Annotated in this window: 25 protein-coding genes and 2 pseudogenes; 11 read left to right on the top strand and 16 right to left on the bottom strand. The window is 42.3% G+C overall.

Going from position 1 to position 26748, the window contains the following annotated elements:
- Positions 1-27: 27 nt before the first annotated feature.
- Both B5D55_RS00615 and B5D55_RS00610 read left to right on the top strand, forming a co-directional pair.
- A pseudogene (locus B5D55_RS00615) lies at positions 28-246 on the top strand (Txe/YoeB family addiction module toxin); the annotation flags it as partial.
- Positions 247-269: 23 nt separating this feature from the next.
- Positions 270-428: pseudogene (locus B5D55_RS00610) on the top strand (integrase core domain-containing protein); the annotation flags it as partial.
- A 316-nt stretch (positions 429-744) separates the two neighbouring features.
- Here the strand turns inward: B5D55_RS00610 and bioB are convergent.
- From bioB to B5D55_RS00585, 5 genes are all read right to left on the bottom strand, one after another.
- Complete coding sequence (bioB, locus tag B5D55_RS00605; RefSeq protein ID WP_078932040.1) at positions 745-1713, bottom strand: biotin synthase BioB; 969 nt, start codon at positions 1711-1713, stop codon at positions 745-747.
- A 69-nt stretch (positions 1714-1782) separates the two neighbouring features.
- Entirely contained in the window at positions 1783-2532 is a 750-nt protein-coding gene (locus B5D55_RS00600) for an energy-coupling factor transporter transmembrane component T family protein (protein ID WP_078932039.1), read from the bottom strand.
- Positions 2523-3251, bottom strand: coding sequence for an energy-coupling factor ABC transporter ATP-binding protein (locus B5D55_RS00595; RefSeq protein WP_078932038.1), 729 nt, complete (start codon positions 3249-3251; stop codon positions 2523-2525). Before B5D55_RS00595 ends, B5D55_RS00600 begins: the two co-directional genes overlap by 10 nt.
- Positions 3252-3254: 3 nt before the next feature.
- Complete coding sequence (locus B5D55_RS00590; RefSeq protein ID WP_078932037.1) at positions 3255-3833, bottom strand: biotin transporter BioY; 579 nt, start codon at positions 3831-3833, stop codon at positions 3255-3257.
- A gap of 31 nt (positions 3834-3864) precedes the next feature.
- Positions 3865-4842 (bottom strand): biotin--[acetyl-CoA-carboxylase] ligase, encoded by a 978-nt coding sequence (locus B5D55_RS00585; protein ID WP_078932036.1) that lies wholly within the window; start codon positions 4840-4842, stop codon positions 3865-3867.
- Positions 4843-4947: 105 nt separating this feature from the next.
- On the opposite strand from B5D55_RS00585, the gene B5D55_RS00580 reads away from it, so the two are divergent.
- Genes B5D55_RS00580 through B5D55_RS00570 form a run of 3 tightly spaced genes read left to right on the top strand, consistent with a single transcriptional unit; the run spans position 4948 to position 7667 of the window.
- Positions 4948-5841, top strand: a complete 894-nt coding sequence (locus tag B5D55_RS00580) for an ABC transporter substrate-binding protein (RefSeq protein WP_078932035.1) — start codon at positions 4948-4950, stop codon at positions 5839-5841.
- 6 nt (positions 5842-5847) lie between these two features.
- Positions 5848-6858, top strand: coding sequence for a FecCD family ABC transporter permease (locus tag B5D55_RS00575; RefSeq protein ID WP_078932034.1), 1011 nt, complete (start codon positions 5848-5850; stop codon positions 6856-6858).
- Positions 6855-7667 (top strand): ABC transporter ATP-binding protein, encoded by an 813-nt coding sequence (locus tag B5D55_RS00570; protein WP_078932033.1) that lies wholly within the window; start codon positions 6855-6857, stop codon positions 7665-7667. Before B5D55_RS00575 ends, B5D55_RS00570 begins: the two co-directional genes overlap by 4 nt.
- A 12-nt stretch (positions 7668-7679) precedes the next feature.
- Here the strand turns inward: B5D55_RS00570 and B5D55_RS00565 are convergent, their stop codons facing one another.
- Complete coding sequence (locus B5D55_RS00565; RefSeq protein ID WP_159446116.1) at positions 7680-8771, bottom strand: GGDEF domain-containing protein; 1092 nt, start codon at positions 8769-8771, stop codon at positions 7680-7682.
- Between the two features lie 194 nt (positions 8772-8965).
- Here B5D55_RS00565 and B5D55_RS00560 point away from each other — a divergent pair, with 194 nt between their 5' ends.
- Positions 8966-9778, top strand: coding sequence for a YdcF family protein (locus B5D55_RS00560; RefSeq protein ID WP_078932031.1), 813 nt, complete (start codon positions 8966-8968; stop codon positions 9776-9778).
- 12 nt (positions 9779-9790) lie between these two features.
- On the opposite strand, the gene B5D55_RS00555 is transcribed toward B5D55_RS00560, so the two are convergent.
- From B5D55_RS00555 to B5D55_RS12095, 8 genes are all read right to left on the bottom strand, one after another.
- Positions 9791-11596 (bottom strand): B12-binding domain-containing radical SAM protein, encoded by a 1806-nt coding sequence (locus B5D55_RS00555; RefSeq protein ID WP_078932030.1) that lies wholly within the window; start codon positions 11594-11596, stop codon positions 9791-9793.
- 6 nt (positions 11597-11602) lie between these two features.
- Positions 11603-13837 (bottom strand): hydratase, encoded by a 2235-nt coding sequence (locus B5D55_RS00550; protein ID WP_078932029.1) that lies wholly within the window; start codon positions 13835-13837, stop codon positions 11603-11605.
- A gap of 119 nt (positions 13838-13956) precedes the next feature.
- A complete protein-coding gene (locus B5D55_RS00545) occupies positions 13957-14610 on the bottom strand; it encodes an HAD family hydrolase (RefSeq protein ID WP_078932028.1) in 654 nt (217 codons plus the stop codon).
- Between the two features lie 597 nt (positions 14611-15207).
- Positions 15208-15432 (bottom strand): hypothetical protein, encoded by a 225-nt coding sequence (locus B5D55_RS00540; protein WP_078932027.1) that lies wholly within the window; start codon positions 15430-15432, stop codon positions 15208-15210.
- Between the two features lie 259 nt (positions 15433-15691).
- Positions 15692-15901 (bottom strand): Txe/YoeB family addiction module toxin, encoded by a 210-nt coding sequence (locus B5D55_RS00535; protein ID WP_407701166.1) that lies wholly within the window; start codon positions 15899-15901, stop codon positions 15692-15694.
- A gap of 74 nt (positions 15902-15975) precedes the next feature.
- Positions 15976-16203, bottom strand: coding sequence for a type II toxin-antitoxin system Phd/YefM family antitoxin (locus B5D55_RS00530; protein ID WP_143593110.1), 228 nt, complete (start codon positions 16201-16203; stop codon positions 15976-15978).
- 51 nt (positions 16204-16254) lie between these two features.
- Positions 16255-19776, bottom strand: a complete 3522-nt coding sequence (locus B5D55_RS00525) for a type IIG restriction enzyme/methyltransferase (RefSeq protein WP_078932025.1) — start codon at positions 19774-19776, stop codon at positions 16255-16257.
- Positions 19777-19837: 61 nt separating this feature from the next.
- Complete coding sequence (locus B5D55_RS12095) at positions 19838-20239, bottom strand: phospholipase D-like domain-containing protein (protein ID WP_234975349.1); 402 nt, start codon at positions 20237-20239, stop codon at positions 19838-19840.
- Between the two features lie 154 nt (positions 20240-20393).
- Here B5D55_RS12095 and B5D55_RS11535 point away from each other — a divergent pair, with 154 nt between their 5' ends.
- Positions 20394-20597 (top strand): DUF4469 domain-containing protein, encoded by a 204-nt coding sequence (locus B5D55_RS11535; protein WP_159446115.1) that lies wholly within the window; start codon positions 20394-20396, stop codon positions 20595-20597.
- An 83-nt stretch (positions 20598-20680) separates the two neighbouring features.
- Here the strand turns inward: B5D55_RS11535 and B5D55_RS00510 are convergent, their stop codons facing one another.
- Entirely contained in the window at positions 20681-20959 is a 279-nt protein-coding gene (locus B5D55_RS00510) for a transposase domain-containing protein (protein WP_078932023.1), read from the bottom strand.
- A 372-nt stretch (positions 20960-21331) separates the two neighbouring features.
- Between B5D55_RS00510 and B5D55_RS00505 the strand changes: the two genes are divergently transcribed.
- The 4 genes from B5D55_RS00505 (at position 21332) to B5D55_RS00490 (ending at position 25796) form a co-directional block, all read left to right on the top strand.
- Positions 21332-22003, top strand: coding sequence for a hypothetical protein (locus tag B5D55_RS00505; RefSeq protein WP_078932022.1), 672 nt, complete (start codon positions 21332-21334; stop codon positions 22001-22003).
- A 105-nt stretch (positions 22004-22108) separates the two neighbouring features.
- Entirely contained in the window at positions 22109-23584 is a 1476-nt protein-coding gene (locus B5D55_RS00500) for a DUF1846 domain-containing protein (RefSeq protein ID WP_078932021.1), read from the top strand.
- Positions 23585-23694: 110 nt separating this feature from the next.
- Positions 23695-24090 (top strand): hypothetical protein, encoded by a 396-nt coding sequence (locus tag B5D55_RS00495; RefSeq protein WP_078932020.1) that lies wholly within the window; start codon positions 23695-23697, stop codon positions 24088-24090.
- Positions 24091-24221: 131 nt separating this feature from the next.
- Complete coding sequence (locus B5D55_RS00490) at positions 24222-25796, top strand: HAL/PAL/TAL family ammonia-lyase (protein ID WP_159446114.1); 1575 nt, start codon at positions 24222-24224, stop codon at positions 25794-25796.
- 88 nt (positions 25797-25884) lie between these two features.
- Here the strand turns inward: B5D55_RS00490 and B5D55_RS00485 are convergent, their stop codons facing one another.
- On the bottom strand, positions 25885-26655 hold the full coding sequence (locus B5D55_RS00485; protein ID WP_234975348.1) for a tRNA1(Val) (adenine(37)-N6)-methyltransferase: 771 nt from the start codon (positions 26653-26655) through the stop codon (positions 25885-25887).
- Positions 26656-26748: the final 93 nt, after the last annotated feature.

Below are 26748 nucleotides of genomic sequence, written 5' to 3'. Positions count from 1 at the left end.
TCAGAAGAAGGCTAGAACGACTATCTTTACTGGCAGACTCAAGACAAAAAGACTCTTCAAAAAATTAACAAACTCTTAAAAAGCATTTCCCGTGACGGTGCACTTGAAGGCGAAGGCAAACCTGAAAAACTGAAGCACAAGGACGGAGAATACAGCCGCCGTATCGACAAAGAAAATCGTCTTGTTTACAGTATGGCAGAAAATAAAATACTGATAAAAACGTGTCGCGGTCATTACGAAGATTAGAAAATCTTACCTTTTCACTTTACCGGGCTTTGGACAACATCAGGATTGAGCGTCTTTGGAGAAGCCTCAAGTACGAGGACATCTACCTTAAACGCTATGAGACAATGAAAGACTTGAAGGCCGGCATAAATGCCTGCTTCAACTTCTACAACACAGCGAGGTTTCATCAGTCTCTGGATTACAACGGCCTGATGAAATGTATAAATGCTTCCAGTACAATGAACTGGAAAGAAAACGGGCTGCATAATTTTTTACACCTTAAACCTGTGAAAATTTTGTGTTGACTAAATAGCGCAGTTTACTTCTCTTTGAGACCGAATTAAAACACGGAAATCTCTGAAAATTTCAGCTGCATTAAGGGGTTAAATCAACCCCTTAGAGATGACCGCATTTCTTCAATTACATCATATTAAAGAAAAAAAACAATGATTCTGAAAAAGAATTTATTGGAATTTAAATTATTTTAAATGAACTGATTTCCGAATTTCAGGCACTTTTTTAGTAAAGCCCGAGCCGTTTAAGCATTGCGATGTCTTCGGCGGTAGAAGAGCCTGATGTCGTAAGAAAGTCGCCGGAAATCAAGGCATTTGCACCGGAACGGAAGGCACGTTCTCCGTTATTGCCAATGGTTTTTCGTCCTGCGGCACACCGTATTGTCTGCGACGGCATCATGAAACGGAAAACGGCAAGCGTGCGGAGAATTTCTTCTGTGGAAACCGAAGGGATATCATGAAAGGGTGTGCCGGCTATTGGCGTAAGAATGTTTACCGGTACGGACTGAACGTTAAGGTTTCGGATAGCGGCGGCAAATTCAATTCTGTCTTTGCGAGATTCGCCCATTCCGATGATTCCGCCGGAGCATATTTCAAGACCGGCATTCTGCGCCGCGCGTATTGTGTTTATTCTGTCTTTATATGTGTGCGTGGTGCATATTGAAGGGAAGAACGATTCGCTTGTTTCAATATTGTGATGATAGCGTGTAACGCCGGCGGCTTTAAGCTGTTCCATCTGTTCCGGCGCAAGTATTCCAAGTGACGCGCACAACTTGAGTTTTTTGCCGCATTTTCTGCTTATTGTGCGGAAACATTCAAGGGCGGTGTCAAAGTCTTTTCCAGAAAGTGCGCGTCCGGCAGTAACCAGGGAAATGCGCGTAATGTGTCCTGCCACCGCCTTTTCTGCCGTAAGAGTCGCATCTTCCGGCAAAATCATTTGCGTTGATGTGCAGGATGTTTTCCAGTGGGCAGACTGTGCGCAGTAGCGGCAGTTTTCAGGGCATCTTCCCTGTTTTGCATTTATAATAGAACAAAGTTCAGCTTTTTTTGTACAGCAGGACTGAACAATCTTCTCTGCCGCACTAAAAAGTTCTTCCGGGGCATCTGACTGATACAGATCCATCGCATCGTCTTCCGAAACAACGTAACTGTCGTGAATTACTGATTCTGCAAGTTCCAAAATGGTATTTTTCATAAGATTAATCCTGATTATAAAAGCATTTTCAAAGTTACTTCTAAAAATTGCAATTCTTAGAGGGTTCCATTACTTTATATCTCTGTTCAGTATTGCTTTCCGGGTTGTTTCTGCCTTAAAAAGCAGGCAGGAAAGAAGCGACTGAAGTTCCTGATATGTTATGCGCATTGTCTGTACAAGATTTTTTTTCCCAGTATTCGAACGGGCGCGCGCTGCGGTGTGGACGCTGTTCCAGGTGTCAAAAATCTGCGGAATAAAATTTATTGCAAGTGAAATTACGAGAGCCGGATTCCATTTTTTTAACGGCGGAACAATATGCGCTGCGGCATTCTGCACGGTTTCTACTGCGCTCTTTATTTCAAGCGAAGAAGTAGTTTCAAAAACTGTCTGTGCGGTGAATGTCGTTATAAAAAATCGGACGGTGTACAGAATTCCTGCGGCACAGCCGTTCAGATTAAGAAAAACTCCCGGAAGGACAGAGATGATGTATTCTTTCTGAATGTCAGTCGGTTCGCCTGGAATGCCTAAAGTACGGAAAATTGTAACTGCCGCACCAAGCACAAGGACAAACGAAAGGTTTTTGAGCGACCGCCAGCTGCATCCTGCAAAGAAAAAAAGAATTATGCTTATTGCAAGGCACGTAAGCATACGCGCGATAAGCGGGCGCGAAAGAACGGAAGGAACGTCATCTGGTGAACCGCCGTAAAAAGTTACGATGCACAGTGCAAAAAGCAGAACAAGTTTTACGAGGGCGGGAAGGTTGTGCACGGAGGTGTTTCCGCGCCGGTATGCGAACAGTGCAGTTTTTGCTAAAGCCATACCAAATCCTCAAGCGAATGATAAGCTGTTACTGGATTACGTATGCTCCATTTTTCAAGCGGTTCTTTTAGTCCTTCTTCCGGCGTTCCGTCAAAGCGGATTTTTCCTTTGTCAAGGATGATGAACCTGTCTGCCATTCCGATGATTTTTTCAAGCTCGTGCGTAAGGACAATAATCGTTTTTCCTTCCTCTTTAAGCTGCTTTAATATAGAACAGACTGTTTTTACTCCCGGCCAGTCAAGGTTTGCAAACGGCTCGTCAAAGATGATTAGCGAACGGTTCATCGCAATAATTCCTGCTACGGCAAGACGGCGTTTTTCTCCGCCGGAAAGCATCCGCGCAGGTGCATTTTTTTTGTGAAGAAGACCGGTATGCATAAGTGCGTTTTCCACACATTCAGAAAGTTCCTGTTTTTTTAACCCGCAGTTTTTCGCGCCGAATGCAACGTCCTCTTCCGGCGTTTCTCCAAGAATCTGCGCGTCTGCGTCCTGAAAGACAAGCCCTGCCTGACAGCCGTTAAGCGTAATTGTTCCGCAAGTTGCTTCGTCAAGACCGGCAATAAGCGACATAAGGACGCTTTTTCCGCTTCCGTTTGACCCGGCGATGACGGCGAATTCTCCTGCGTGAATTGAAAATGATACATCGTCAAGCGCAACAGTTCCGTCCGGGAAGATGCGGCGCACGTTTTTTACTTCAAGTGCGATTGTGCTGTCTTTCATACGTTATGCTGCGGTGTACTGCTCGATTACGGGGCGGAACGTGCGAGTAAGCGGAACCATCAGTACGATTTTAAGAAGGTTTCCCGGAATAAAAGGAATAAGAACGGCGGCAAGGGTTTTTGAAAAGTCCGAACCTGTAACGTGCATAAAACCGATTATTCCGCAGACAAATACAATTACTGTAGCAAGAACTGCTGCCGCCGTAATCAGAATGTAAGTTTTTGCCTTTCCGTGCTGGCGTTCTGCGCTTGCAGGAGGAAGCAGGAATTTAAGGAAAAGACCGGCGGCAAGTGCGCCCAAAAGATAGCCGATAAGAAATCCGCCTGTCGGTCCTGCCGTAATCACCTGAAGTCCCGCTTTTCCTGAAAATACTGGAAGTCCTATGCTTCCAAGTACCAGAAAAACAAAAACGGCGATTGAACCGTAGAGAGGTCCTAAAAGCATTCCTGAAAGCATTGCAAGCATATCCTGCAGGATAATCGGAATTCCGCCTGGAAGCGGAATTTGAATAAAGCAGCCTGCTGAAATAAGTGCGGCAAAAAGTGCGGCAAGGATTGTTCCTGTTGATTTTTTCTTTTTCATAATTTTTTCCTTCTATAAATAGATGTATCTTTTAAAATTTTGTTTTTACAAAGCTGACTGTTCCCGGCGGAAAAATGCGTGTTTCCTTGACGAAAGTAAGCGAGGCAAAGCCGAGCGCATTCACTCCGTTAAAAACGGCCTGTTTTCCGGTCGGTAAGCCGTCTGCGTCTGTAAGGCATACAGTTTTTTTTATATCGCAGCACAGGCTGTTCCACCGGTCAGAAAGTGCGGCGGAATCTTCAAGTGCAAGCGTTTCCAGCACTTTAAATTCTTTCCAGAATTGAAAAAGAAGCGTTTTCCGTGTAATAGCCGTTCCGTCTGGAAAAACGCAGTCCGAAACTTCGGAAAAACGTTCCGGTTTTTCCGTAATGTTTATTCCTATTCCAAGATTAAGCCAGCGGCATACGCTTGCTGATGCGGAAAGTTCATCAAGAATTCCGCCTGTTTTTCCCTGTGCCGTCCAGATGTCGTTAGGCCAGCGCACAAAAAATTTACGCCCTGCTGACTTTTCAAGTACTTCTGCCCATGCAATTTGTGCCGCCATCATAAGGCGCTGGCTGTGCGCAACCGGAATACGGTTTTTTGTGATTATAGTACAGGCAAGGCTTCCTTTAGTCGTTGTCCAAGGCGCGTTGTTTTTTCCGTGTCCGTCCGTCTGGCTGTCTGCCGTAACAATCCGGGCATTCTGCCGTCCTTCTGCTTCTTCACATTCTGCAATGCGCCTTGCTTCTATCATAGTTGATTTTGTCTGCGGAAAATGTGCAATCAAATTTTCCGACGCGCCGAATTCCCATGGATAAAGACTGTCGCAAATATCTTTTGTAAGGGTGTAGCCGTTCTTGCCAGAAGAAATATCGTAGCCGGCTGCCTGAAGAGCCTGTACAGCTTTCCACACCGAAACGCGCGAAACGCCTGTCTTTTGCGCAATTTCTTCGCCAGAAACCGCCGCCCTGCTTTCGCGCAGGATTTCAAGAACAGTATGTTTTGTGGATGTTTTACCGTTACCCATGTGCAAGTATAGGGTAACAGTAACGGGCAGGGATGTCAACAGGGGCTGTCGGCTTTTGCTGGCAGCCCTCTTGTTTTATGAACAAGAATAATCTACATTTTAGGTATGAAAGTTAGATTGTATGTTTGCGTGTGTGCTCTGCTGGCTGTCTTTTCCGTGATTAGTGCGTGCAGGAAGGGAGGCGCTTCTTCCGTTCCCCAGACGCCGGCCGCCTTATCCGCACCGGAGCGTATTGTAACGCTTTCTCCGGCAGCTACAGAGATTGTGTGCGCCGCAGGCGCTTTTAACCGGCTGGCAGCAAGGTCTGATTTCTGTGATTTTCCGCCGGAAGTAAAAACGCTTCCTTCTGCCGGCGGTTTTGACGGAAAAACTATAAGTCTTGAAACAGTCCTTTCGTTTTCCCCGGATTTTGTGTATATGACAAAAGGCATTCACGATCACCTTGTGCCGCTTTTACAGGCGCAGGGAATACGGACGTATCTTTCGGATGCAGATTCTGTTCAGTCTGTTCTTGACGAAATTTCTTACATCGGAAAAATTACCGGTAACGAAAAGACAGCGCAGTCTGTCTGCAACGGAATTCTTTGCGACATTGAAAAAATCAAGTTGTCCTGTACAGGCAAACGTCCGTCAGTATACTGGGAAGTGTGGTCACAGCCGTATATGAGTGCAGGCGGAAAATCTTTTATAAACGAACTGATTTCTATTGCCGGCGGAGAAAATATTTTTTCTGCCGTAGAACAATCATATCCTGTTGTGAGTGAAGAAGCGGTGATTATGGCAAATCCCGAAATTATTTTTATTTCCGACGCGCAGAAGGACGGCGTTCTTGCGGTAAAAAGCCGTAGCGGCTGGAAGGAAATTGACGCAGTAAAAAACAACAGGATTTACAGCCTGAATGCAGATGTTGTAAGCCGTCCCGGTCCGCGCATTGCACAGGCGGCATCTCTTTTGCACGAAAAAATTTATTCTGTAAATGCGCAGGTGCAGGTTGAATAGCAGAAAATGAAAAACCGTTTTTTTGCCGTAAAAACTGCGGTCGCCATATTTGTTCTTCTTGCCGCGTTCTGTGCATCGGTCGCATTTGGTGCGCAGAGCCTTTCTGCTGCGGATATGCGTTCGGCATTTACGGACAGTTCTTCTTTTTTCCATATAATACTGTTTTCGCTTCGTTTGCCGCGCTCAATTCTTGCGCTTTTTACCGGCGCACTGCTTGCTTCTTCCGGTGCATGCTTTCAGCTGTTCTTCCGTAATGCGCTTGCCGAACCAGGGATTATCGGCATTTCTTCCGGTGCAACGCTTGGCGCGGTAATTGCGCAGACTGCAGGTGTTTCAGCCGTTCTGTTTGGTGCTGTTGCTCCGGTAAATATGCTTGCGTTTGTCGGAGCAATTGCTGCCGGCGCGGTGGTTACGCTTATCTCCGGAAAAGCCGGCGGACGTTCCGGCGTTACGCTTTTATTGTGCGGAACGGCACTCGGTACGCTTTATGCGTCCGTTTCTTCTGTAATTCTGCTTACAAAAAGCCGCGAACTTCACGGCATTTATACCTGGATTTTGGGAAGCTTTAACGGACGCGGCTGGACTGAGGTGCGTTTTATTGCCCTTCCGGCGGCACTTTCGTTCATTCTTATGCTGATTTGTGCATCTCGCCTTGATATTATGACAGGCGGCGAGCAGACGGCAATGTCGCTTGGACTTGAGGTGGCACATTTAAGAATTCTTGTGCTTGTTTCAGGAAGCCTTGCTGTTTCTGCCGCAGTTTGCGCCGGTGGAACGATACAGTTTGTTGGGCTTATTGCGCCTCATATCGTGCGCAAAGTTTACGGCGAAATTTACACAAAAGCAGTCCGCCTTATTCCGCTTTCTGCGCTGTTCGGTGCAATTCTTTTGCTTTTAAGCGATACGGCGGCGCGTCTTGTAATTGCTCCGTCTGAACTTCCGGCGGGGCTTATAACGTCGCTTTTAGGCGCACCGTTTTTTATCTCTCTTATTTTTACAGGGGAAAAACGAAGATGATTTTGTCCTGCCTGAAACTGTGCGCTTCTTACGGCACAAAACAAGTTTTGAAAAATGCATCTCTTGAGGTAAGGCCCGGCGATTTTATCTGCGTCTGCGGAGCGAACGGAAGCGGAAAGTCGACTTTTTTAAAGCTTCTTTCAGGACTTGAACGCGGAAAGTCAAAAAAATCTCCGTCTTTTTTGCAGATAGACAGTGCTGAAAAAATGCCTTCATTAACGGAGGATGACGGCTCACGCACCGTGTTTTTACTGGATTTACCGCGCAGGGAGATTGCCCGGCGCATTGCCTTTCTTCCGCAGTCAGAATTTCCTGCCTGGGATACAACTGTTTTTGATATGATTTTAACTGGACGTTTTGCGCCGTCCGGAACATCGTATACGGCAGAAGATTATTCGCGCGTTAAAGAAGCGGCGCGCTTCCTTGAAATTACGCCTCTTCTAGAACGAAGTGTTTTTACCCTTTCAGGCGGTGAATTCCAGAAGTGCCGCATTGCGCGTGCCATTGCACAGCAGGGAGAATTCCTTATCCTTGACGAGCCGTGCGCCGGGCTTGACATAAACGCCGAGTCCGCGCTTCTTAAGAAAATGCGCATTCTTTCTGACGGCGGAAAAACCGGCGTAGTCGTTTCAATTCATAATATCAATGCGGCAGTCCGTTTTGCCAAAAAAATCGCGCTTCTTTCTGATGGCGGAATTGTATGCGGTTCTGCGGAAGAAGTAATTGTGCCAAAAAATATTACCCGTGCTTTTGGTGATGGGATTTCTGTTTTTACTCATCCGCTGTGGAACTGTCCGCAAATAGGCTAGGACATTTCTTTTTTATAATAGCGTACAGCGGTTACGTCCGTTTTCTTTTGACTGGTAAAGCGCATCATCTGTGCGCTTGATTATCGTTTTTGGTGTTTCTGACTTGTCAGGTTTTATAAAACTTCCGCCGATACTGATTGTTACTCTAAGGCGGACGTCTTTTTCAAAAACTTCCATTTTTTCAACTTCTTTACGGATTCGTTCCGCTACGGAAAAAAGCGAAGGCGGATTACATTCTGAAAGAAGAATGACGAATTCTTCACCTCCAAAACGTGCTACGCAGTCTTCTTCGCGTACGGAATGGCGGAGCGTTTTTGCAAGGGCTGCAAGAACTTTGTCTCCGGCAAGATGACCGTATGTATCGTTGAAATTCTTAAAATGGTCGATGTCCAGCATAAGGACTGCCGGATGAGCATTGTAACGCCGCACGAATGCGATTTTTTCCTGAATGCGGTTTATAAAATAGTCATACGTATACAATCCGGTTTTCGGGTCAGTGATTGATGTTTTGTAATTTATTTCATTCTGAAGCGAAACAGCAAACACGGCAAACATATTCTGAATGTAGAACAGTTCCGTCGTGTCGTACTGGTGACCGGTGATTTTGTTCGTGAAGATTACGATTCCGTATGTTCCTTCAAGTCCTATAAGAGGAATAATGTATTTTGGTTCTATTGAAAGAAATTCCTGCGAAAAAGTATTGCTGCTGAAATCATCCATAAGTTTTTCAAAAGAAACAGCTTCGCCGCTCATATAATAGTTCGGGTTCGAGTCAAAATAGTCTTTTAAAATATAAAAAAGATCGTTGTTCAGAAAAGCATCTTCCTTTATAAGCTTGCGGTAGCAATATTGGGTAATTTCATTTGAACGCGGCTGCCGTATCATAAAGACAAGCGTTTCCGGCACAAGATAATCGAGAAACTTTGAAATGATGAACTTCATCATAGATTTTGCGTCCGAATATGTAACAAGCACAGACATATCTTTTATGGTACGCTGAAGCTGTCTGTTTTCCTTTTGAAGCTGCTCAAGGGAATTCAACATTCCCGATTTTTGCAGAAGTTCGAACTGCTCTAATGATGAATTATTAGAAAATTCCACCATACGATAATTATAACACCGTTTTATTTTTTTTTGTGCAAAAAACATTTGTAAACCTCTGAAAATTGCAGTTTTCAGGAAAAAAAAAGTGTTTTAGGGAAATTCACTGTTTCCTCAGTTCGTCAAAAAAAACTGTTCTTGCGTTTTTATCATAATCTGACTATATTAAAAAAAATTACAGGAACGGAGAAATCTAAATGGCTTCAATTATCTGCCTTGTTATTGCAATTCTTTCAAATATTTATTTTATTGCCCTTCAAATTGCATCGCCGGGAACACTGGCAGGAACATTTTTCAGCTTTTCTTCCGTATGGTTCTGGATTTCCGTTGTCTGCATCATTCTGTTCATTTTCAGAAAACACCATTTTTGGAAAAATCTTTCGCGGAAAGTAAAAAATTTCGTTCTTGTAATTGTTTCTGCCGGCGCAATAATATCTTTTATAAACCTTATGTTCATTACGCATCCGCGCCTTGTAACCGGTTCTGAAAAAGTAAAATATGTCATTGTTCTTGGCGGCGGAATTACAAAGGATGCTGAGCTTACAACTTCCGTAAAGGCGCGCATTTTACACGCAGCAGATTATCTTAAAAAACACCCGGAGGCAATTGCTGTTGTTACAGGCGGAAAAGGCCGTTTTTCTCCCTGTCCGGAATCAGACGTGCTGAAACCTGCGCTCTGTGCGCACGGCATTGAAGAAAATCGCGTTCTTGCGGAAAACATGGCAAAAGATACAATCCAGAATTTTGAGTACAGTGCAGCCCTTCTTGCAGAACACCAGAACGTTCCTGTTTCAGAAATTCTTTCTGCACCGGTAACCGTCATTACAAGCGACTTTCACATTGCGCGTGCAGAACGTCTTGCCAGCCGAATGGGCTTTACTGACGTATACGGCACTGCCTCAAAAACACCGCTTCTGTTTGTTCCCACAAGTTATGCTCGGGAAATATGCAGTTACATAAAACTGAATCTAAGAATCCTTCTTACAGGAAAACCGCAGAAAATAGAATGAAAACAAGTCGTATTAAGGGGTTGTTTTACCCCTTAATATTTCTTCTGCTAAAATCTGCCTGTTCTTTGCTTCTGGGTTTCTTCCGCGGTATAAAAACAATATGCGGAACGAGCCGCGCGTTTCTTCCGGGGCTTCAGCCATCGGGTTTACGGTGAACGTATCTAAATCGGAGTACGCAAAATCAAGCCGTGCGTTTCGTATTCCGCCGTTCTGCTCAAGTACGGAACGGTGCGCGTCTTTGCTGTAAATATGCGTATACCAGGGCGGAAAGCCGCCTTTTTTTCCGGCGGAGATAAAGTCAAAGCGCAGAAGTTCTTTTGCAACATCGGAGTGCATTTTGCCGGCTCTATTCGTTAAAATGGCGGCTGTTTCTCCGTCTGCGCCGCTCAGAATATGTGCCAGAAATTCAAACCAGAACTGTTCCCTTCGCGGCGCGGAAAATACGCCTGTGCGGCGCGCGTATTCTGCCATACCGCTGAAACAATTCCAGAAGCCTGCCGTTCTTCCGATGTAGGCTATTGTTTTTGAAAATGCGCCGCTGTTCCAGTACGCGTCTACCAGCGTTTCTACGTCCTTTAAGTGAAGAATGTCTTTGTACGGAAGATACGGCGTAGAAAGCGTTTCGTACGGTGGCTGTTCCATCCAAGTCCAGCCGTTCTTTTTTGCATACTGTTCCATCTCCGTTCCGTGAAGAATCTTAAGAAATCCCAGCTGAAGCGCATCCGGTTTAAGTTCCATTGTAAGATCAAACGATTTTCCGAATGATTTTAAATCTTCAAACGGAAGCCCGGCGATTAAGTCAAGGTGACTGTGTATTGTGCGCGGAATTTGTGCAATATTTTCAAAAAGCGTTTCTACATTCTGCGAACGTCCTACGGCACAAAGCGTTTTTTTATTCGTGCTCTGCACTCCGATTTCAAACTGCATTACGCCCGGCGGAACGGTTTTCAGGAACAAAAGTGCTTCATCCGTAAGAAATTCCGCCTCTATTTCAAAATGGAACATCGTTTTTTTGTTGTGGTGTGAAAGAATGTACTTCCATATTGAAATGTATCGTTCCGGCTTAAGGTTGTACGTGCGGTCAACGAATTTTACAAGACGGACGCCAGCATCTAAAAAACGCTGGATGTCCTGAAAAACGCGTTCAGCCGGCATAAAGCGCACTCTCCTGTCAAGGGAAGACATGCAGTAAGCGCACGAAAAAGGGCAGCCGCGGCTTGATTCATAGTAGTAAATTCTATTGTCCGGGTCTGTAATTTCAGGATAGGGAAAAGGCAGTAAAGAAAGATCTTTGATGAGAGACTGTTCTCCTGTAAAAAGCAAGGAATTTTGCGAACCGTTTGCACCGCGCATAAAAATTCCGCGTACGGACTTCATCTCCAAAAGAAAATCTTTTGCAAAAAACGAACCGTTTTTTTCCATATAAAGATTATACGCACTGACGATTTCTGCCACCGTTTTTTCGCCTTCACCGTAAATTATGAAGTCAAGCGCGGGATTTTTTTTAAGGAAGTTCTGCGGATTAAAACCAGCTTCCGGGCCTCCTGCACCTATAATCACGCCCGGAAGAATTTTTTTGATGTCGGGAATAATATTTTGTATTACGGCGGCGTTCCAGATATACGTTGAAAACAGCACTATGTTAGGCTGTTCTTCCGCAATTCCGCGCAGGATTTCTCCTGCGCTCTGGTTTATCGTCCATTCGCGGAAATCTGCCGTCCTTTTGCCCGTTCCTGCTGCGTACAGCGCAAGCGAGCGGACGGCAAGATTCGTATGATTGTAACAGGCGTTTACCGCCGCCAGAAGAACCGGAATCATTTGCCGTTAGTTTCTGTAGAAATTAATCAGGCAGCCTGCAAGAATGATTTTGCGTTCATCATCAGTAAGCTCTCCGGTAGAAAGCTCGAATTCCGTAACGGTGCTGTCCGCCTTAACTGCATAGGCTTTTACGGATGCAAGTTTTTCTTCTACCATCTTCTTTACGTCCGGGATAAATACGTAGTCGCCGTTTGCAAACGGAAGGTTTTTGTCTCCGTCTTTGTACAGGAACGGAAGCATTCCCCAGTTGATGAGGTTTGAACGGTAGCGTTTTGTTGCGTATTCGTTTGCAATGTTCGCCCATCCGCCAAGTACTTTCTGACAGGAAGCAGCCTGTTCGCGTGCAGAACCGTCGCCCGGTTTTACTGCAAAAATCGTTGAACCAAGTCCGGCTTTCTGAACGCGTCCTGCAAATTCAGGCTTTGCGCTTTCAAGAATCTGTGCGGTTTTATTTACTTCTTCCGTTACTTCAGCCGTTCTGTCGCGTACGGCCTTTGCTTTTCCTACATAAGCAGGGTCTTTGCGGCTGAGCGTAAATTCCGCAAGCCCAAGCGGATTTGAGCGGAACGAAGAAGTTTCGCCTGACGGAATAAGCTCGTCTGTTGTTGTTACCGGGTCGTGGATTTCAGAAACCACTTTAAGAAGAAGGTCGTTCGTAAGGGCAGACATTTCCGGCCAGTCCTTGATGTTCGGGCCGAACTGAATCTCAACTTCCGGGTGTGCAACGCCTTTTGAATCGTAAACTCGCTTTTCGTAAATTGTCTTGTCAAAGAAATATTTTTTGCCGCTGAATTCCGTGTCGAATTCCGTAGCCGCAGTAAGGAATCCCTTGTTTGCAGCAGTTGCGGCGATTGAGCGTGCGTCCATAAGCGCAACGGAAGAAAGCTGACCGTTCTGGATTTTTGAACCTTCGCGGTTCGGGAAGTTGCGTGTTGAGTGGCGGATAGAAAGCGCGCCGTTTGCCGGAGTGTCGCCTGCGCCAAAGCACGGACCGCAGAATGCAGTCTTTATGATTGCGCCAGCGTCAACAAGCGAAGCGAATGCGCCGTTTTTCATAAGTTCCATATAAACAGGCATTGAAGCTGGGTAGACGTTAAGAAGGAATTTTCCGTTTCCAGTGTCTTTTCCCTTAAGGATGTCTGCCGCAGCGCAGATGTTTTCAAAACCGCCTCCTGCGCATCCGGCAATTACGCCCTGGTCAACGTAAAGTTTTCCGTCAATTACCTTGCTCTTAAGGGAGAACTGAACTTTGTCTCCAAAGCTGACCTTTGCGCGTTTTTCCGTTTCGTCAAGAAGGTCAAGAAGGTTTGCGTTTACTTCGTCAATGGTGTATGCACATGAAGGATGGAACGGAAGCGCAATCATCGGACGGATTTCTGAAAGGTCGATTTCAATTGCGCCGTCGTACCAGGCATTTTCTGCAGGAGTAAGTTCTGAATAGTCGCCTTCGCGTCCGTGGATTGCGTAGAACTCGCGGATTTTTTCGTCAGTTGCCCAGATTGAAGAAAGGCATGTTGTTTCCGTCGTCATAACGTCAACGCCGATACGGAAATCTGCCGAAAGATTTTTTATTCCCGGGCCTACAAATTCCATTACCTTGTTTTTTACATAGCCGTTGTTGAAAACTTCCTTGATGATTGCAAGGGCAACATCCTGAGGGCCTACACCCGGAACAGGAGAACCTGTAAGGTAGACGGCGATTACTCCAGGCATATTAACGTCATAAGTTTTTCCTAAAAGCTGCTTTGCAAGTTCTCCGCCGCCTTCGCCGATTGCCATTGTACCAAGCGCGCCGTAACGAGTGTGGCTGTCAGAACCTAAAATCATATCGCCGCAGCGGCTGAGCATTTCGCGTGCAAACTGGTGGATTACAGCCTGGTGAGGAGGAACGTAAATTCCGCCGTATTTCTGTGCGCATGTAAGACCGAACATGTGGTCGTCTTCGTTGATTGTTCCGCCTACTGCGCAAAGTGAGTTGTGGCAGTTTGTAAGAACGTAAGGAATCGGGAATTTTTTAAGCCCGGAAGCACGGGCCGTCTGGATAATTCCTACATAAGTAATATCGTGTGAAGTAATTTTGTCAAATTTGATTTTAAGTTTTGAAGCATCCGCAGACGTATTGTGTTTCTGCAAGATGCGGTACGCAATTGTGTTTTTTGCGCAGTCAGCCGCATTTGCTCCCTGCACAGATTCAACAAGTTTTCCGTTAGAAAGGAAAGCACCCTTTTCCCAAAGTTTCATAGAGTCCTCGCTTTTTATAAGTTATGCAAAGAATATCAGAAAACAGCAATGTTCACAATGTTACAGAGAGACTTGTTTTAAAGCTTTGCAGAAATAAAGAACGGTATCCGCCGTAAAAATCAGCTGTTTTTAAGGAACGTTCCCAATTCTTCCGCTGTTTTTATGATGTAATCAGCGCCTGCATTTAGGAATTCTTCCTGATTTCCGTAGCCGTAAAGGACGGCGGCCGCCTGTATTCCGTTTTTGTGCGCACCGTCAATGTCATTTTTCCGGTCACCGGTCATGATGATTCTGTCTGCATCTTTTTTTGTAAGTCCGCATTTTTGCATTGTGTATGCAATGACTTCCGCCTTGTCGCTGCGGGTTTCGTCAATGTTGCTTCCGCAGATAAAGTCAAAATAATGCGCAAGTTCAAAATGCTCAAGGATTCTTACTGCAAGAATTTCCGGCTTTGACGTTGCTACTGCAAGATGCTTTCCGGCATTTTTCAGAAGTTCAAGGACGGCTGGAATTCCGTCGTATACGCGGTTTTCAAAAAGTCCTTTTGACTCGTAATATTCGTGGAAAGCTGCGACTGCCTTTTCCGTCTGTTCAGGAGAAAAGTGCATTGTCTTAGAAAACGATTCTTTGAGCGGCGGTCCGATAAAAACGCGCATTTCATCATCCGTAAGATTTATGCCAAAAAGCGAAAGGGAAATCCGCAGGGAGTTTAAAATGCCTTCCTGCGAATCGGTAAGCGTTCCGTCCAAGTCAAAAAAAATGTAGTCCTTCATAAAAAGGAATTATATAGAAAAATCTTGTAAACGTCTTGTGAATTGCATTGAATTAACGCTTGTAATATGGGCTGTGTACTGGAATGTTATTCATGCTTATAAATCCGTATTCGTGATGAAAACAAATCAGTGAACAGGTCTGTAATAAATCCGTTATGCAGGCTGTAAGTTCTCCATATAACGCACCGCTTTCTAGTCTAGTAAAGGGTATGCTGATTAGACTAGAAAGCACCCTGCTTACTAGTCTAGTAAGGGGTCTACTGATTAACTAATCAGCGGTGTGCTTATCAGGTTAATAAGCACCCTCGTGATTAACCTAATAAGCAGGGTGTTTATTAACAGGTAAGAAGCAGTTTTTTTTGAGGAAAAAATGGTTGATGAAAAAAAAATTCTGGTGATGCAATGTGCCGTAAAAACGGTGCTTTTTAAAGTTACTTCATGTTTATAAACATCTCTTTCATCATAATTTTTAAAGCCTTATGAGGGAGCTTATATCTTCACTTCGGCGATGCATGTTGATTTTAATACCAGGGAAGCCGTTATCAATGCTTTTGTGCATAATGATTATTCTGATTTGATGAGTCCAGCTTTCTATATTTATTCTGACAGTCTTGAAATAGTGTCGTATAGCGGTCTTATATATGGAATGTCGCAGGAAGAACTGGTGACAATCAGTGCCAAAATTGCATTTACAGTGTCATTTACAGTGTCATCTTTTTGAGCAACAAATATCATATTCGCCTTGAACATCATCATAATGTCGTTAGGATGAACTGTATATTCAGGCTCAGAAATTCCAACCATAAAATATATTTTTTTCATCAAAATCCCGAATCTCTGAATTTCTGATATAGTTAGAGAATACTCCTAGATTCTTTATCTTGTTTATTCGCTTTATCATGCCTTATTTCCCTTCCACAATTGCAATTTCGTCTTCCGTCAGTCCGTAGAGTTCGTAAACTTTATGGTCAATCTGTTTTTCCTATTCTGTTGTGTCGGCTGATGAATCCGCTTTTTTTGCGATGAGGATTTTATCAACGAGAGAGATTGAAGAGTTTTTTGCTAGGAAAAGTATGGCCTCTTAATTATAATGCCCCTTACAAGAAACAATCTGTAGTATTCCTCCCTCGACTCTATAGACTAGACGATTAACTTCATCAATACGTCTGCTCCAAAGTCCGTTGAGATTTTCTTTTAAAGGCTCTGGTTTTCCTATCCCTTTATCAAAGCCATTTCGCTCAATATCTTGAATCAATGCATTAATCCGTTTGATTGGCACGACACAACGCACCTGCTAGTGTCGTGTGTCCTGTCCTTGCCAATAAAGGTAATCGCTCCACGCTTCATCAAACCAGATTTTTTTCATTAATCGACCTCAATAAGCTCGTGCTCTACACCTTTCCCTTCGTTTAAGGCTTTTACTCCACGTTCAAGATGGGCAATATTACTTTTTGAATAGAATAAATCTTCGTTTTCATCTTTGGAAGTCCAGTTCTGCAATGTTTGAGTAAGTCGTGCCAAAAGTAAAACACACTGATTATACGAAAAAGAATCAACATCGTTCAAAACCGCATTAAAAGCTCTGTCACTCATATCGCTACCTCCATCTCTTATAATATACCACAATTTAAAGGAAAAAAACATCTATTTTTCTTCGATAATCGCGATTTCATCATCTGTTAATCCGTAAAGATTGTAGACCAGTGTGTCAATTTCTGCTTCTTCTTTGCTTGTGTCTGCCATGACGTCAGCATTTTTTGTAGTTAGAATTTGCTCTGCTAAGGAAATAATCGTCTTTTGCAATTCTGCATTATCTTCTGAAAGTTGAGGTAGTGGCAGAGCATCTACTTCATAGCCATTCACATTACTTGAGGTGCTTGTTGCCTTGAAAATAAAGTTAAGCAATTTAGAGTTAAACAATGCAAGAAGAAGTTTGGGCGGATAATTCGTTTGATAAGTCAAGTTATTCACAGAATTAGCAATATAAATATTTTCAGGAATTATTGTCGCCTTTAATCTATATTTTTCATTTATACCAGTTAGTCTTTGAAATACTATTCTCTCATGAGAGGCATTTAAAATCTTTTCAGCTGAACAAACTGAATTCAACTTTTCAGTATCGATAAATTCTATATCGCCTTGTGAAATTTCAGATGAATCTGTTTTATAATACCATTTTGCAATTTGTGCCCCTTTCAAAAATTGAGCTTTTGAAGAATCGCTCGTAATCGCAGGTTTACACTTTGTCATATGAACTTCACCTTCAATACTTGGTGCAATATCTCCAAATTTTAGCAAATCCCTTCTTGAACGCAAATTCATCAATAAATTAAATGTATCGCGGTCACACATAGGAATTTGCATCATTTCTGGACTGAAGTCTCTTATATCCTGTACAGAAAAACTTGCCCTTTTTTTAGGAATTATTTTCTCAAATGTAACGCCAATTGTCATTTCCGCTTCCTTTTTTTCATTTGAAGAGAGCAATATTGCTGTTGACATCTTGGCATCTTCAAAAACACGACGGGTCGTTGAATCTCTTTCAGGGAAAGCATCTACACGCAAAAATGAATGATTTTCAAAAATTGAATTTCGAATTTTAACAGAACTTGTATCTGCAAGAATTCCAAACGGAATAATCATGCATAAATAACCAGATTTTGCCATTAATCGGAAACCGAGTGCATAAAAAACTTTGGCAGCGTTTATCATTCCTTCATCAGCTTCTGCATATCGTTCACGAATAAGTTCAATAGCAGTATCATCTGTAGTCAGGCTTATTTTCTGATTTTGCTTTTTATTAAATATTCCATACGGCGGATTGCCAATCACCGCATCAAACCCAATAAATCTTCCGTCATCGTCAAGCAGTTCTGGAAACTCGAACATCCATTCCAGCGAATTTTTGAAAATATCGTTCTTTAGAGCCTTTTCATTGGCTTCTTCATCAAATAAATCGTACTGAATAACCCCGCGAATCTGGCTCTTTACTTTTCTAATTGCCTCATCAACAGTTCGTTTTGTTTCTTTATTATTCTCGTTTTTGTATGCAGAGACAGCCTTTTTGTATTCATTCACAAGTTTCTTAAACTCTTTTGATTTTGTCTCATCATTTTTCACCTGTTCAATGACAGAACTTCCAGTACGTACGTCATATTTTGAAATTAATGAGTTACCACATTTTATGTTGATATCGATATTCGGCAAAGTTTCAAGTTGTGTATAACTGCTCTCTTCGGTATAGTATGTATTCTTTAGAAGTTCTATCCAAAGCCTAAGTCGGCAAATATACACACTGGCAGGGTTTATATCTACACCAAAAAGACAGTTTTCTATTATTGTTCGTTTTTCGGCAAAGATTGTTTCCTGTACACGTTGACGTTCACTGTTTGTGGTATAAACAAAAGGATTTCCATCTTCATCAAGAATTGAAATTTCATCGTTTTCAAGTCTAAGCTCCCAATCTCCCCGTTTTATACGTTTACCATTTTTATCCAGCAAAATATCCAAATATGATTTTATAAAAAGAAGTCTGTTCAGTATAGAAACAAGAAAATGTCCACTACCGACAGCAGGGTCACAAATCCTTATTGTATTAAAGATTTCATTTGCTTCGGCTCTGTCATCAATTTCATCTGCAAGTTCATCAAGATTTTTGCACTTCCATCCTTTTGCATCATTGAATTTTTGAATTACGGCTCTCTCGACAGTTTCTTTTGCCATGTATTCAGTTATAAATCCCGGAGTAAAGAAAGATCCGTCTTTGTAACCGTTGATTTTTTCAAAAATAAGACCAAGAACGGAAGCATTTATCAATGTTTTGGAATTTTGTGTAATTCCGCCAGCAGAATCACTTGAAAAATTATATGCATCAAGAAAACGGAAAATATATGCAAGATTATCGAGCGTGCCTGTCAGACGATTTCCTTTTTCGTCTTTCAAAACTGTCTTACTGTAAAGTTTAATCGGCTTGTTTTTGATACCACGAATCTGAAGCCGACTTTCTTCTTCGCTGATTTCAAAAAGAGAGCTGTTCAAGTATGGTACGAACTTGTATTTTTCGCGGACTTCGCTGTCACGATTTTCAATCTTGCGCCCTAAAACCTTAAAAAAGAGAATATTCAACTCATCAAAATCCGGTACAAGCTTTTCTGTAAGAAATTTATAATCAATATTTCCTTTTTGATATGCAACTTGCTGACTTTCTACAAGTTTTAGGAATAAAAGTCTGTTTACCCAGGTAATAACCAGATGCAAAGCTATTTCGAAGCATTTTTCTTCGTTAGAAATTTCTTCTTCAAGCTGATAAATTGCGCTTTCAATAAGACTTGCGCTGTCTCTGCTGTCCGCTGATTTGCGCTGAATAAGTTTTTTGCCACCGTCTTTTATTTCTTCCAAACCGATTATATGCAAAAGCTCCGCGTAAAAGTTACGGTCTAAACTGTTTGAATCATTTGCAAACGGTTTTGCAAGTAAATGCTCCGGTGAAAAGATTTTATAAAGCGGAATAAGAGATTCTGCGCCTTTTCCATAAAAATCTTTAGGATTAACATGAGTGACATTGATATTTTCGCACTCAATCCATTTTTCAATTGCAGGCTTTGCGCAATTTTCATAAAAGAACGAAGTTTTTGTGTCAACAAGTTGTTTTGCCTCAAATTTATTGAACTGGTCAATAATGGGATTTGTCTTTGCAAGGAAGAATCTTGAAAAATCTTTCGCATCAAAAATATAAAAATCTTCATAATTTGTAATGATGATATGCTTTATCTCGTTGTTACCGAATTTAAGATTTTCCTGTAAGAAATAATAAACACATTCCTGCAGGGCTTTACAGTTCTGATTATTTTTAGAGAACATCTCTGCCATATTAGTTGGTGATTTTGCCTCAATTATAACAGCAGGTTTTGAAGCTGTATCATTACCATTAAAAATGACTAAATCTTCCCGGCCATTTGTGTTTACTGAATAACTTGGCGAATACCATGTATTTGCAAAAAAATCTTTTATCAGCCCCTTGTGATATTCTTCATATTCTCCATCTTTTGCAGAATTAATATAGATTTCAAGATTTTTTGAAAGTTTTTGAATTTCAGATTCAAGAACTGGAAGTTTAAAAAATGCACTATTTAACGCTTTTTTAGCTGAAATGAAAGTTATGCTCATAAGGTTCTCCTGTTGTCTATTTTATTACTCGCTAAAGTATTTGATTAAAAATCTGTGCCATTTACAAAGCCCCCTCATCTTCAATAAATCTATCAAAGTCACTCTTGTATAATCTATCCTGCACAATTCGGTATTTTTCAAATTCTGTTTCCGCATGAAGCTTCGCTATTTCTGCCGTCACTTTTCCTGCATCCTGCAAAAGTCCGTATTCAAACATTTGCTCTTCAATTTTATAATTTCGAACATCAACATTATCAGAGGTAATAAAAGTAGGTTCACCAAAAAGGAATTTCATACTCTTAATAGAATCAAGTTGCTCATGCAAACCATAATAAGCAAAGATTGTAAAATAAGCAGAAACCACAGAAAGTTCCGAACCTTCCTTTAATACATCTTTTAAGAATTCCCCGACGCTGCCGTAATCCTTGTTGTCACGTATTAATGTATCTGCCTTCTTCTCCATCCATTATAATAGAACATTATACCACAAATCCGCATTTTTGTTGTGGAAACACCATGATTTCACAAAATACTTGCACCTTACAACTCTCCACCCATCCACTACCCCAAGTAAGTCCATTCCACAGTCCGCAGAACCGCTCGACTCTGAAGGCAATGTGAGCAAAGATGAATCTACATGGATTGAAGTAGCAAAAGAAACAATCAGCTGCAACAAACCAAAAACACTCGAATTTTATGTTCCAGACAGCATCGCACAAGCCGATTACAAAATTGTAATCCGCACCCGTTACTGCTCTGGTGAAAAGCAATTAAAGTCGCTTCTATCAACATTCAGTAAAACTGTTAATGTAGCAGCATAGTTCTGATTTTCAAAAAAAAGTTACCCCGGAAATTTTTGTTTTTTGGGGTAACTCTAATCCTATTCCGTCAAATCTACCCTAAATTATTCTATCCATTCACCTCGCATTTTAAAAGGGGTAATCTCAATATTCCAGGGAAGCAGTTTATTCCAGTCTTCGTTGGTCTGGGCGTAAGGAGCTTTTTCAAACAAGCAGCGAAGGTAATCTTCCGGATTTTTATTATTGGTTTTTGCGGTTTCAATCAGTGTGAAAATAAAGCAGGTGCTTTTGACTCCAATTCCACTTCCAGAAAATAAAAAGTTTTTTCTGGCCATTACAAATGGTTTTATCGCGCGTTCTGCAGAGTTCGTATCAGGTGTCAAAAATGGGTTTTACTTTTCCTGCCTAAGTCTTAAAAAATCAGTTTCAGGGATTTTCTTTTTCCTGAATAAATCGCGAAGTTTATTTTCAGCTGTAAAAATCTTCTCGTAAATCTTAACTGCTTTTTTTGCTATTTTTATGTCATTCCTACTTGACAAAGTTCATCTGGGGGGGGGGTATAATAACTTCCATATATTATTTTTTCACGAAAAGGAGAGTGTAATAAAAACTTTGCCTGAAATAGCGTCAAAGTTTTTATTCACAAGTTTGCGTTGCAAACTTCCTTATTTACTGCACATTCGCGTTGCGAATGTATTTAAAAAGTCAAATCGGAAATTGTTATTTCCTCATTGACTTTTTATGGGAGAATCGTTATGAAAAAATTATTAGCTGTGTTGGTTGCGGCAGGTGTTGCTGCAAGTGCTGCGTTTGCAAATGTGGAAATGACGCTCAATCTGTATGGAACGCCGTTTACAAGCTTTGTTATGGATGCAGAGTTTGATCCTGAACTTCGTCCGCAGGGTGCATTTGGTTTTGAAGATCAGTTCGGATTTTTCTTCGGCTCACCGGCAAAGTTCGTTGACATCGGAATGACACTTTCATACGGACTTGATTTCTTTAGGGATGCAGAGTTTTATGCTAACGGTGAAAAAAAGGAAGACAATTCTACTGGTTTTGGTATGAACACTTATCTGACTTTAGGACCTGCAGCACGTTTCAATGTTGGAGATATGCATTCTTTCCTTGTATCTCCCGGATTAGGTGTTAATTTACTTGCTTTGACAGGTGATATAGATGTTATCGGTTTCACATGCGACTTTAATCTTGACCTTGGTTACAGAATCTGGATTGTAAACAAGACAGGCTTTCACTTTGGTTTTGACGTAGGCTATGACTTGAGCGTTCCTCTAGCTGGTTCGGCAGCTCTAAATGGTGATTATGTGGATGATACTTATGATGTAAAAAGCGGAAGCAGAAATAAAATCTACTTTGGCGTAGCATTCAACTTTGGAGACAAAAGTCCTGATAAATTCCGCGCAGAATAATATTTGAAAAAATCTGCAAATACGGGCTGCCTGAAATGTTCTTAGGGCAGCCCTTTTTTCTCTTATTGAGTACAATTCTAAAAACCAATATAATTATCCCCTGTTATGAAATATGGTTTTGACAACGACAAATATCTGAAAATTCAATCTGAACACATAAAAGAACGTATCAGTAAGTTCGGCGATAAGCTGTATCTTGAATTCGGCGGAAAACTTTTCGATGATTTTCATGCATCCCGCGTACTTCCGGGTTTTCAGCCGGACAGCAAGCTTAGAATGCTTATGCAACTTGCAGACTGTGCAGAAATCGTAATTGTAATCAGCGCAGTTGATATTGAAAAGAACAAAGTTCGCGGCGATTTGGGCATTACTTACGATATGGATGTTCTTCGCCTTCGCGATGAATTTCAGAACCGTGGTCTTATGGTGGGAAGCGTCTGTATTACGCATTACAAAGGTCAGCAGGCTGCCGACATTTTCCGTGCAAAACTTGAAAAAATGAACATAAAAACTTATCTTCACTATACGATTGAAGGTTATCCGTCAAACATTGCGCTCATAGACAGCGATGACGGTTACGGAAAGAACGATTACATTGAAACGACACGTCCGCTTGTTGTTGTAACTGCACCAGGACCGGGAAGCGGAAAAATGGCAACGTGTCTTAGCCAGCTGTACCACGAAAACAAGCGCGGAGTTAAAGCCGGTTACGCAAAGTTTGAAACGTTCCCGATATGGAATCTTCCGCTCAAGCATCCGGTAAATCTTGCGTATGAGGCTGCTACTGCGGACTTGAATGACGTGAATATGATTGATCCGTTCCATCTGGAAGCTTACGGAAAGACGACCGTAAACTACAACCGCGACATAGAAATTTTCCCTGTCCTTAACGCTATTTTTGAAGGCATTTACGGTTTTAATCCTTATAAGTCGCCTACTGATATGGGCGTTAATATGGCAGGCTACTGCATTTTTGACGACGAGGCATGCTGCGAGGCTTCCAGACAGGAGATTTTGCGCCGCTATTATGCCGCCCTTGACCTTCTTGCGGAAGGAAAAGGCTCAGAAAACGAAGTTGATAAAATTGAACTTTTAATGCGGCAGGCAAAAATTACGACGAACGACAGGAAAGTTACTGTTGCGGCAAAAGAGCGCGGTCAGAAAAGCGGCGTTCCTACTGCGGCAATTGAACTTTCTGACGGCACGATAATAACTTCCGAAACTACCTCGCTTTTTGGAACAAGCGCGGCGCTTCTTTTAAATGCCACAAAGCATCTTGCCGGCATTGATCACAGCGTAAAGCTTATTCCTTCAAGCATGATAGAGCCGATTCAGAATATGAAAGTATCATACCTGCGCGGAAACAATCCCCGTCTTCACACGGATGAAGTGCTTGTTGCCCTTGCAATGCTTTCCAAGGACGATGAAAACTGTCGCCGCGCAATCGAGCAGCTTCCAAAACTGTCTGGCTGTCAGGTGCATACTACCGTTATGCTGAGCGAAGTTGACAAAAAGATTTTTAAAAAGCTTGGCGTTGACGTAACAAGCGAGCCAATCCGCAAAAAGTCAAAGAGCCTGTAGCTATGTTCAGTGATTCTTTAAAAAATGCTGAAATCTGAATTTTTTTCTTGACAAAATTCGGGGGGGGGGGCGTACACTACTTATAAATACAATTTTATAGGAGTGTGCTTATGAAAAAGCTCGCAAAGATTATGGCAGTATTTGCTGCAATTATGATGGCACTTGCATTTGCAGGTTGTAACAATGATGACGATGATGATCCGTCAACAGTTGCTGTTTATAACGGAACAGACGAAGATGGGGCAGAATATGTACTTACGTTCTATGACGATAATACATTGGTTGCTGTGATGAAGAGTTCTGACTGGTCAGGTACAGGTATGACAGGAACATATACAGGTGATCCTTCAAAAGACGAAACGATTGCTATTACAGTAAATAAGCTTGCCGACGAAAACGGTAAGCTTGCTGATGTTCCTGCTGATGCAAAAGAGTATTTAGACGATGATTATGAAATTAAAGATGGAAAAATTACAATTATGGATATTGAGTTTGCCCGTCAGTAAATTTTTCCTGTAAATTAAACATTACAAAAAGCTGTCCGTGTTCGGGCAGCTTTTTTTGTCATTGAGCCTTTTATGGATATCCGCTAATATAAACAGGTATATTTTTGTTACATATTATAGGAAAGATGAATATGAAAACAGTAAAAGGCGAAAATCTTACGATTGAAGATGTATGGGACGTTGCATATAAAAACGAGGCAGTGCAGCTGCCGGAAGATAAAGCTTTCTGGGATACGATGGAAAAATCCCGGAAATTCCTTATGGATTATATACAGACCGGCGTTCCTACTTATGGCGTTACGACGGACTTTGGCGATTCATGTGCAAATCAGATTAGCGTTGAAAAAGCCGGCGAACTTCAGCGCGATATCGTAACTTATCACGGAATAGGGCTTGGCGCAAAATTTGACCGGGAAACTGCGCGTGCCGTCGTCCTGTGCCGTTTGAACGGAAACGTAAAAGGCGGTCACAGTGCAATCCGTCCTGAACTTGCGCATATGCTTGTTACTCTTTTAAACAAAGATATAATTCCAGTAATACCACAGCTTGGTTCAGTAGGTGCTTCCGGGGATTTAACGCCGCTTTCTTACCTTGGAGCAGTCATTATGGGGCAGCGCGACGTTTACTACAAGGGAAAAATTGTTCCTGCTTTAGAAGCGTTCAAGGCAGAAGGAATTACGCCGCTTCCGCTTGAAGCAAAGGAAGGTCTTGCAATTATGAACGGAACTTCCGTAATGACGGCGGTTGCCTCCCTTGCATGGAAGAAAGCGGAACGTCTTGCAAAAATTTCTGACTTTCTTACGGCCGTTACTTCTGAAATTACACGCGGAAAAGATACTCCGTTCGTTGCAAAGGTAAGCGAAATAAAAAATCACGCTGGACAGTGCCAGAGTGCATCTTATGTATATAACATTGTAAAGGATTCAAAACGCGTTTTCAGATACGAGGAATTCCTTAAAAGTCAGATTGAATCGCTTGGCGGAAAAGGTTACAAAAAACAGGAAAACAAGATTCAGGACAGATATTCAATCCGTTGTGCGCCTCAGATTAATGGTGTTTACCGCGATACGCTTTCTGTTGCTCGCAGCTGGATTACGGAAGAATTGAATTCTGCTAATGACAATCCGCTTGTTGATATTGAAAGCGGCCGTCTTTACAACACCGGCAATTTTTACGGAGGACACATTTGCGCCGCCTGCGACTATTTGCGTACTGCACTTGCTAATATTTCTGATTTGAGCGACAAACAGGCAGAAGTAATTATTGACGGTAAATTCAACGGACTTACGGAAAACCTTATTCCGTTTACGAAAGATGATGACCCTCGCGCGGGGTTAAGGCTTGGCTTTAAGGCGGCGCAGATTACGATTTCTGCAATCCGCGGCGAAGTTATGAGCTACTGCTTCCCTATTTCGCTTACAAGTCAGCCTACAGAGGCTCTTAATCAGGATAAGGTTTCGATGGGTACGATTTCTGCGCGAAAGCTTTCCGAGCAGATTGACCTTGTGTACCTTCAGTTTGCCGTTCACTTGCTTGCCGCAATGCAGGCGGTAGATTTGTGCGGCGCAGAAGATTTTGCGCCTTTTACAAAAAAAGTACATAGTGAGGTGCGCCGCATGAGCGCATTCGTTCTTGATGACCGCGCTCTTGATAAAGAGGCAGAAGCCGTTGCTTCCTGGCTAAAGGCAACGGAACTTTTTGCGTAAGGTGAAGGCGTAAATACGCATAATGATACGTAAAAAGCGCACCGGTGCGGAGAAAAACACTTCTCCATGCCGCTGCGCTTTTTTTGCGTCATAATTGGTCTGTGCCGGAAGATTTTCCGTAAATTGCGCTTACTTCTTCCGTGTATACGCCTTTTTCTTTGTAAATTACAAGCGGTTTTTCTATTGAAAGCTGCGGTTTCATAGCTTTTCGCGCTTCAACAAGAATCATTGTGGGTGCGCTATCTGTATACGGTTGGACAAAACGCATTCGTTTTGGATTTACGTTATGTTTTGCAAGAAGTACGCACAGGTCAGAAAGGCGTTCGGGGCGGTGAATGATGTAGAACCGTCCCTGCGGTTTTAAAAGATATTTTGCCGCGTACACAACGTCTTCAAGACTGCATAAAAGTTCGTGCCGCGCAATCGCAATGCTTTCGTTCTGCTGAACGTCTGCCTGTCCGCAAATGTACGGCGGATTACACGTAACGGAATCTGCGCATTGTGCAGGAAAAATCGTTCTGGCATTTTTTATGTCGCCGTGAATTACGGTGATTTTTTCCTGTAAATTATTCAAAAGAACGCTCCGTTTTGCCATGTCTACTGATTCTTTTTGTATTTCAAGAGCACTGAAACTTCCGCCTTTTTTGTCTGCCGCCATTAAAATCGGAATGATTCCGGTGCCTGTGCCAAGGTCGATTACGTATTCCGTTTTCCGTGCCTTTGCAAAATCTGCAAGAAGAACGGCGTCTATTCCGAATTTAAACCGTTTGCCGTCCTGAATTATTTTAAATCCGTCCTTGTGCAGGTTTTCAATCTTTTCTGTCTGTTTGATAAGTTGTTTTTCCATGATTTTGTTCATGCGGAAGTTTTTATCCTTAAAAGGCTGTCAGGAATATATGATGTAAAAAAAATACAACCTGCACGTATCGGTATAAAATCAGATACATTATGC

This window comes from Treponema porcinum, from assembly GCF_900167145.1.
Classification (GTDB): domain Bacteria; phylum Spirochaetota; class Spirochaetia; order Treponematales; family Treponemataceae; genus Treponema_D; species Treponema_D porcinum.
This window is presented reverse-complemented; position numbering and strand designations above follow the sequence as displayed.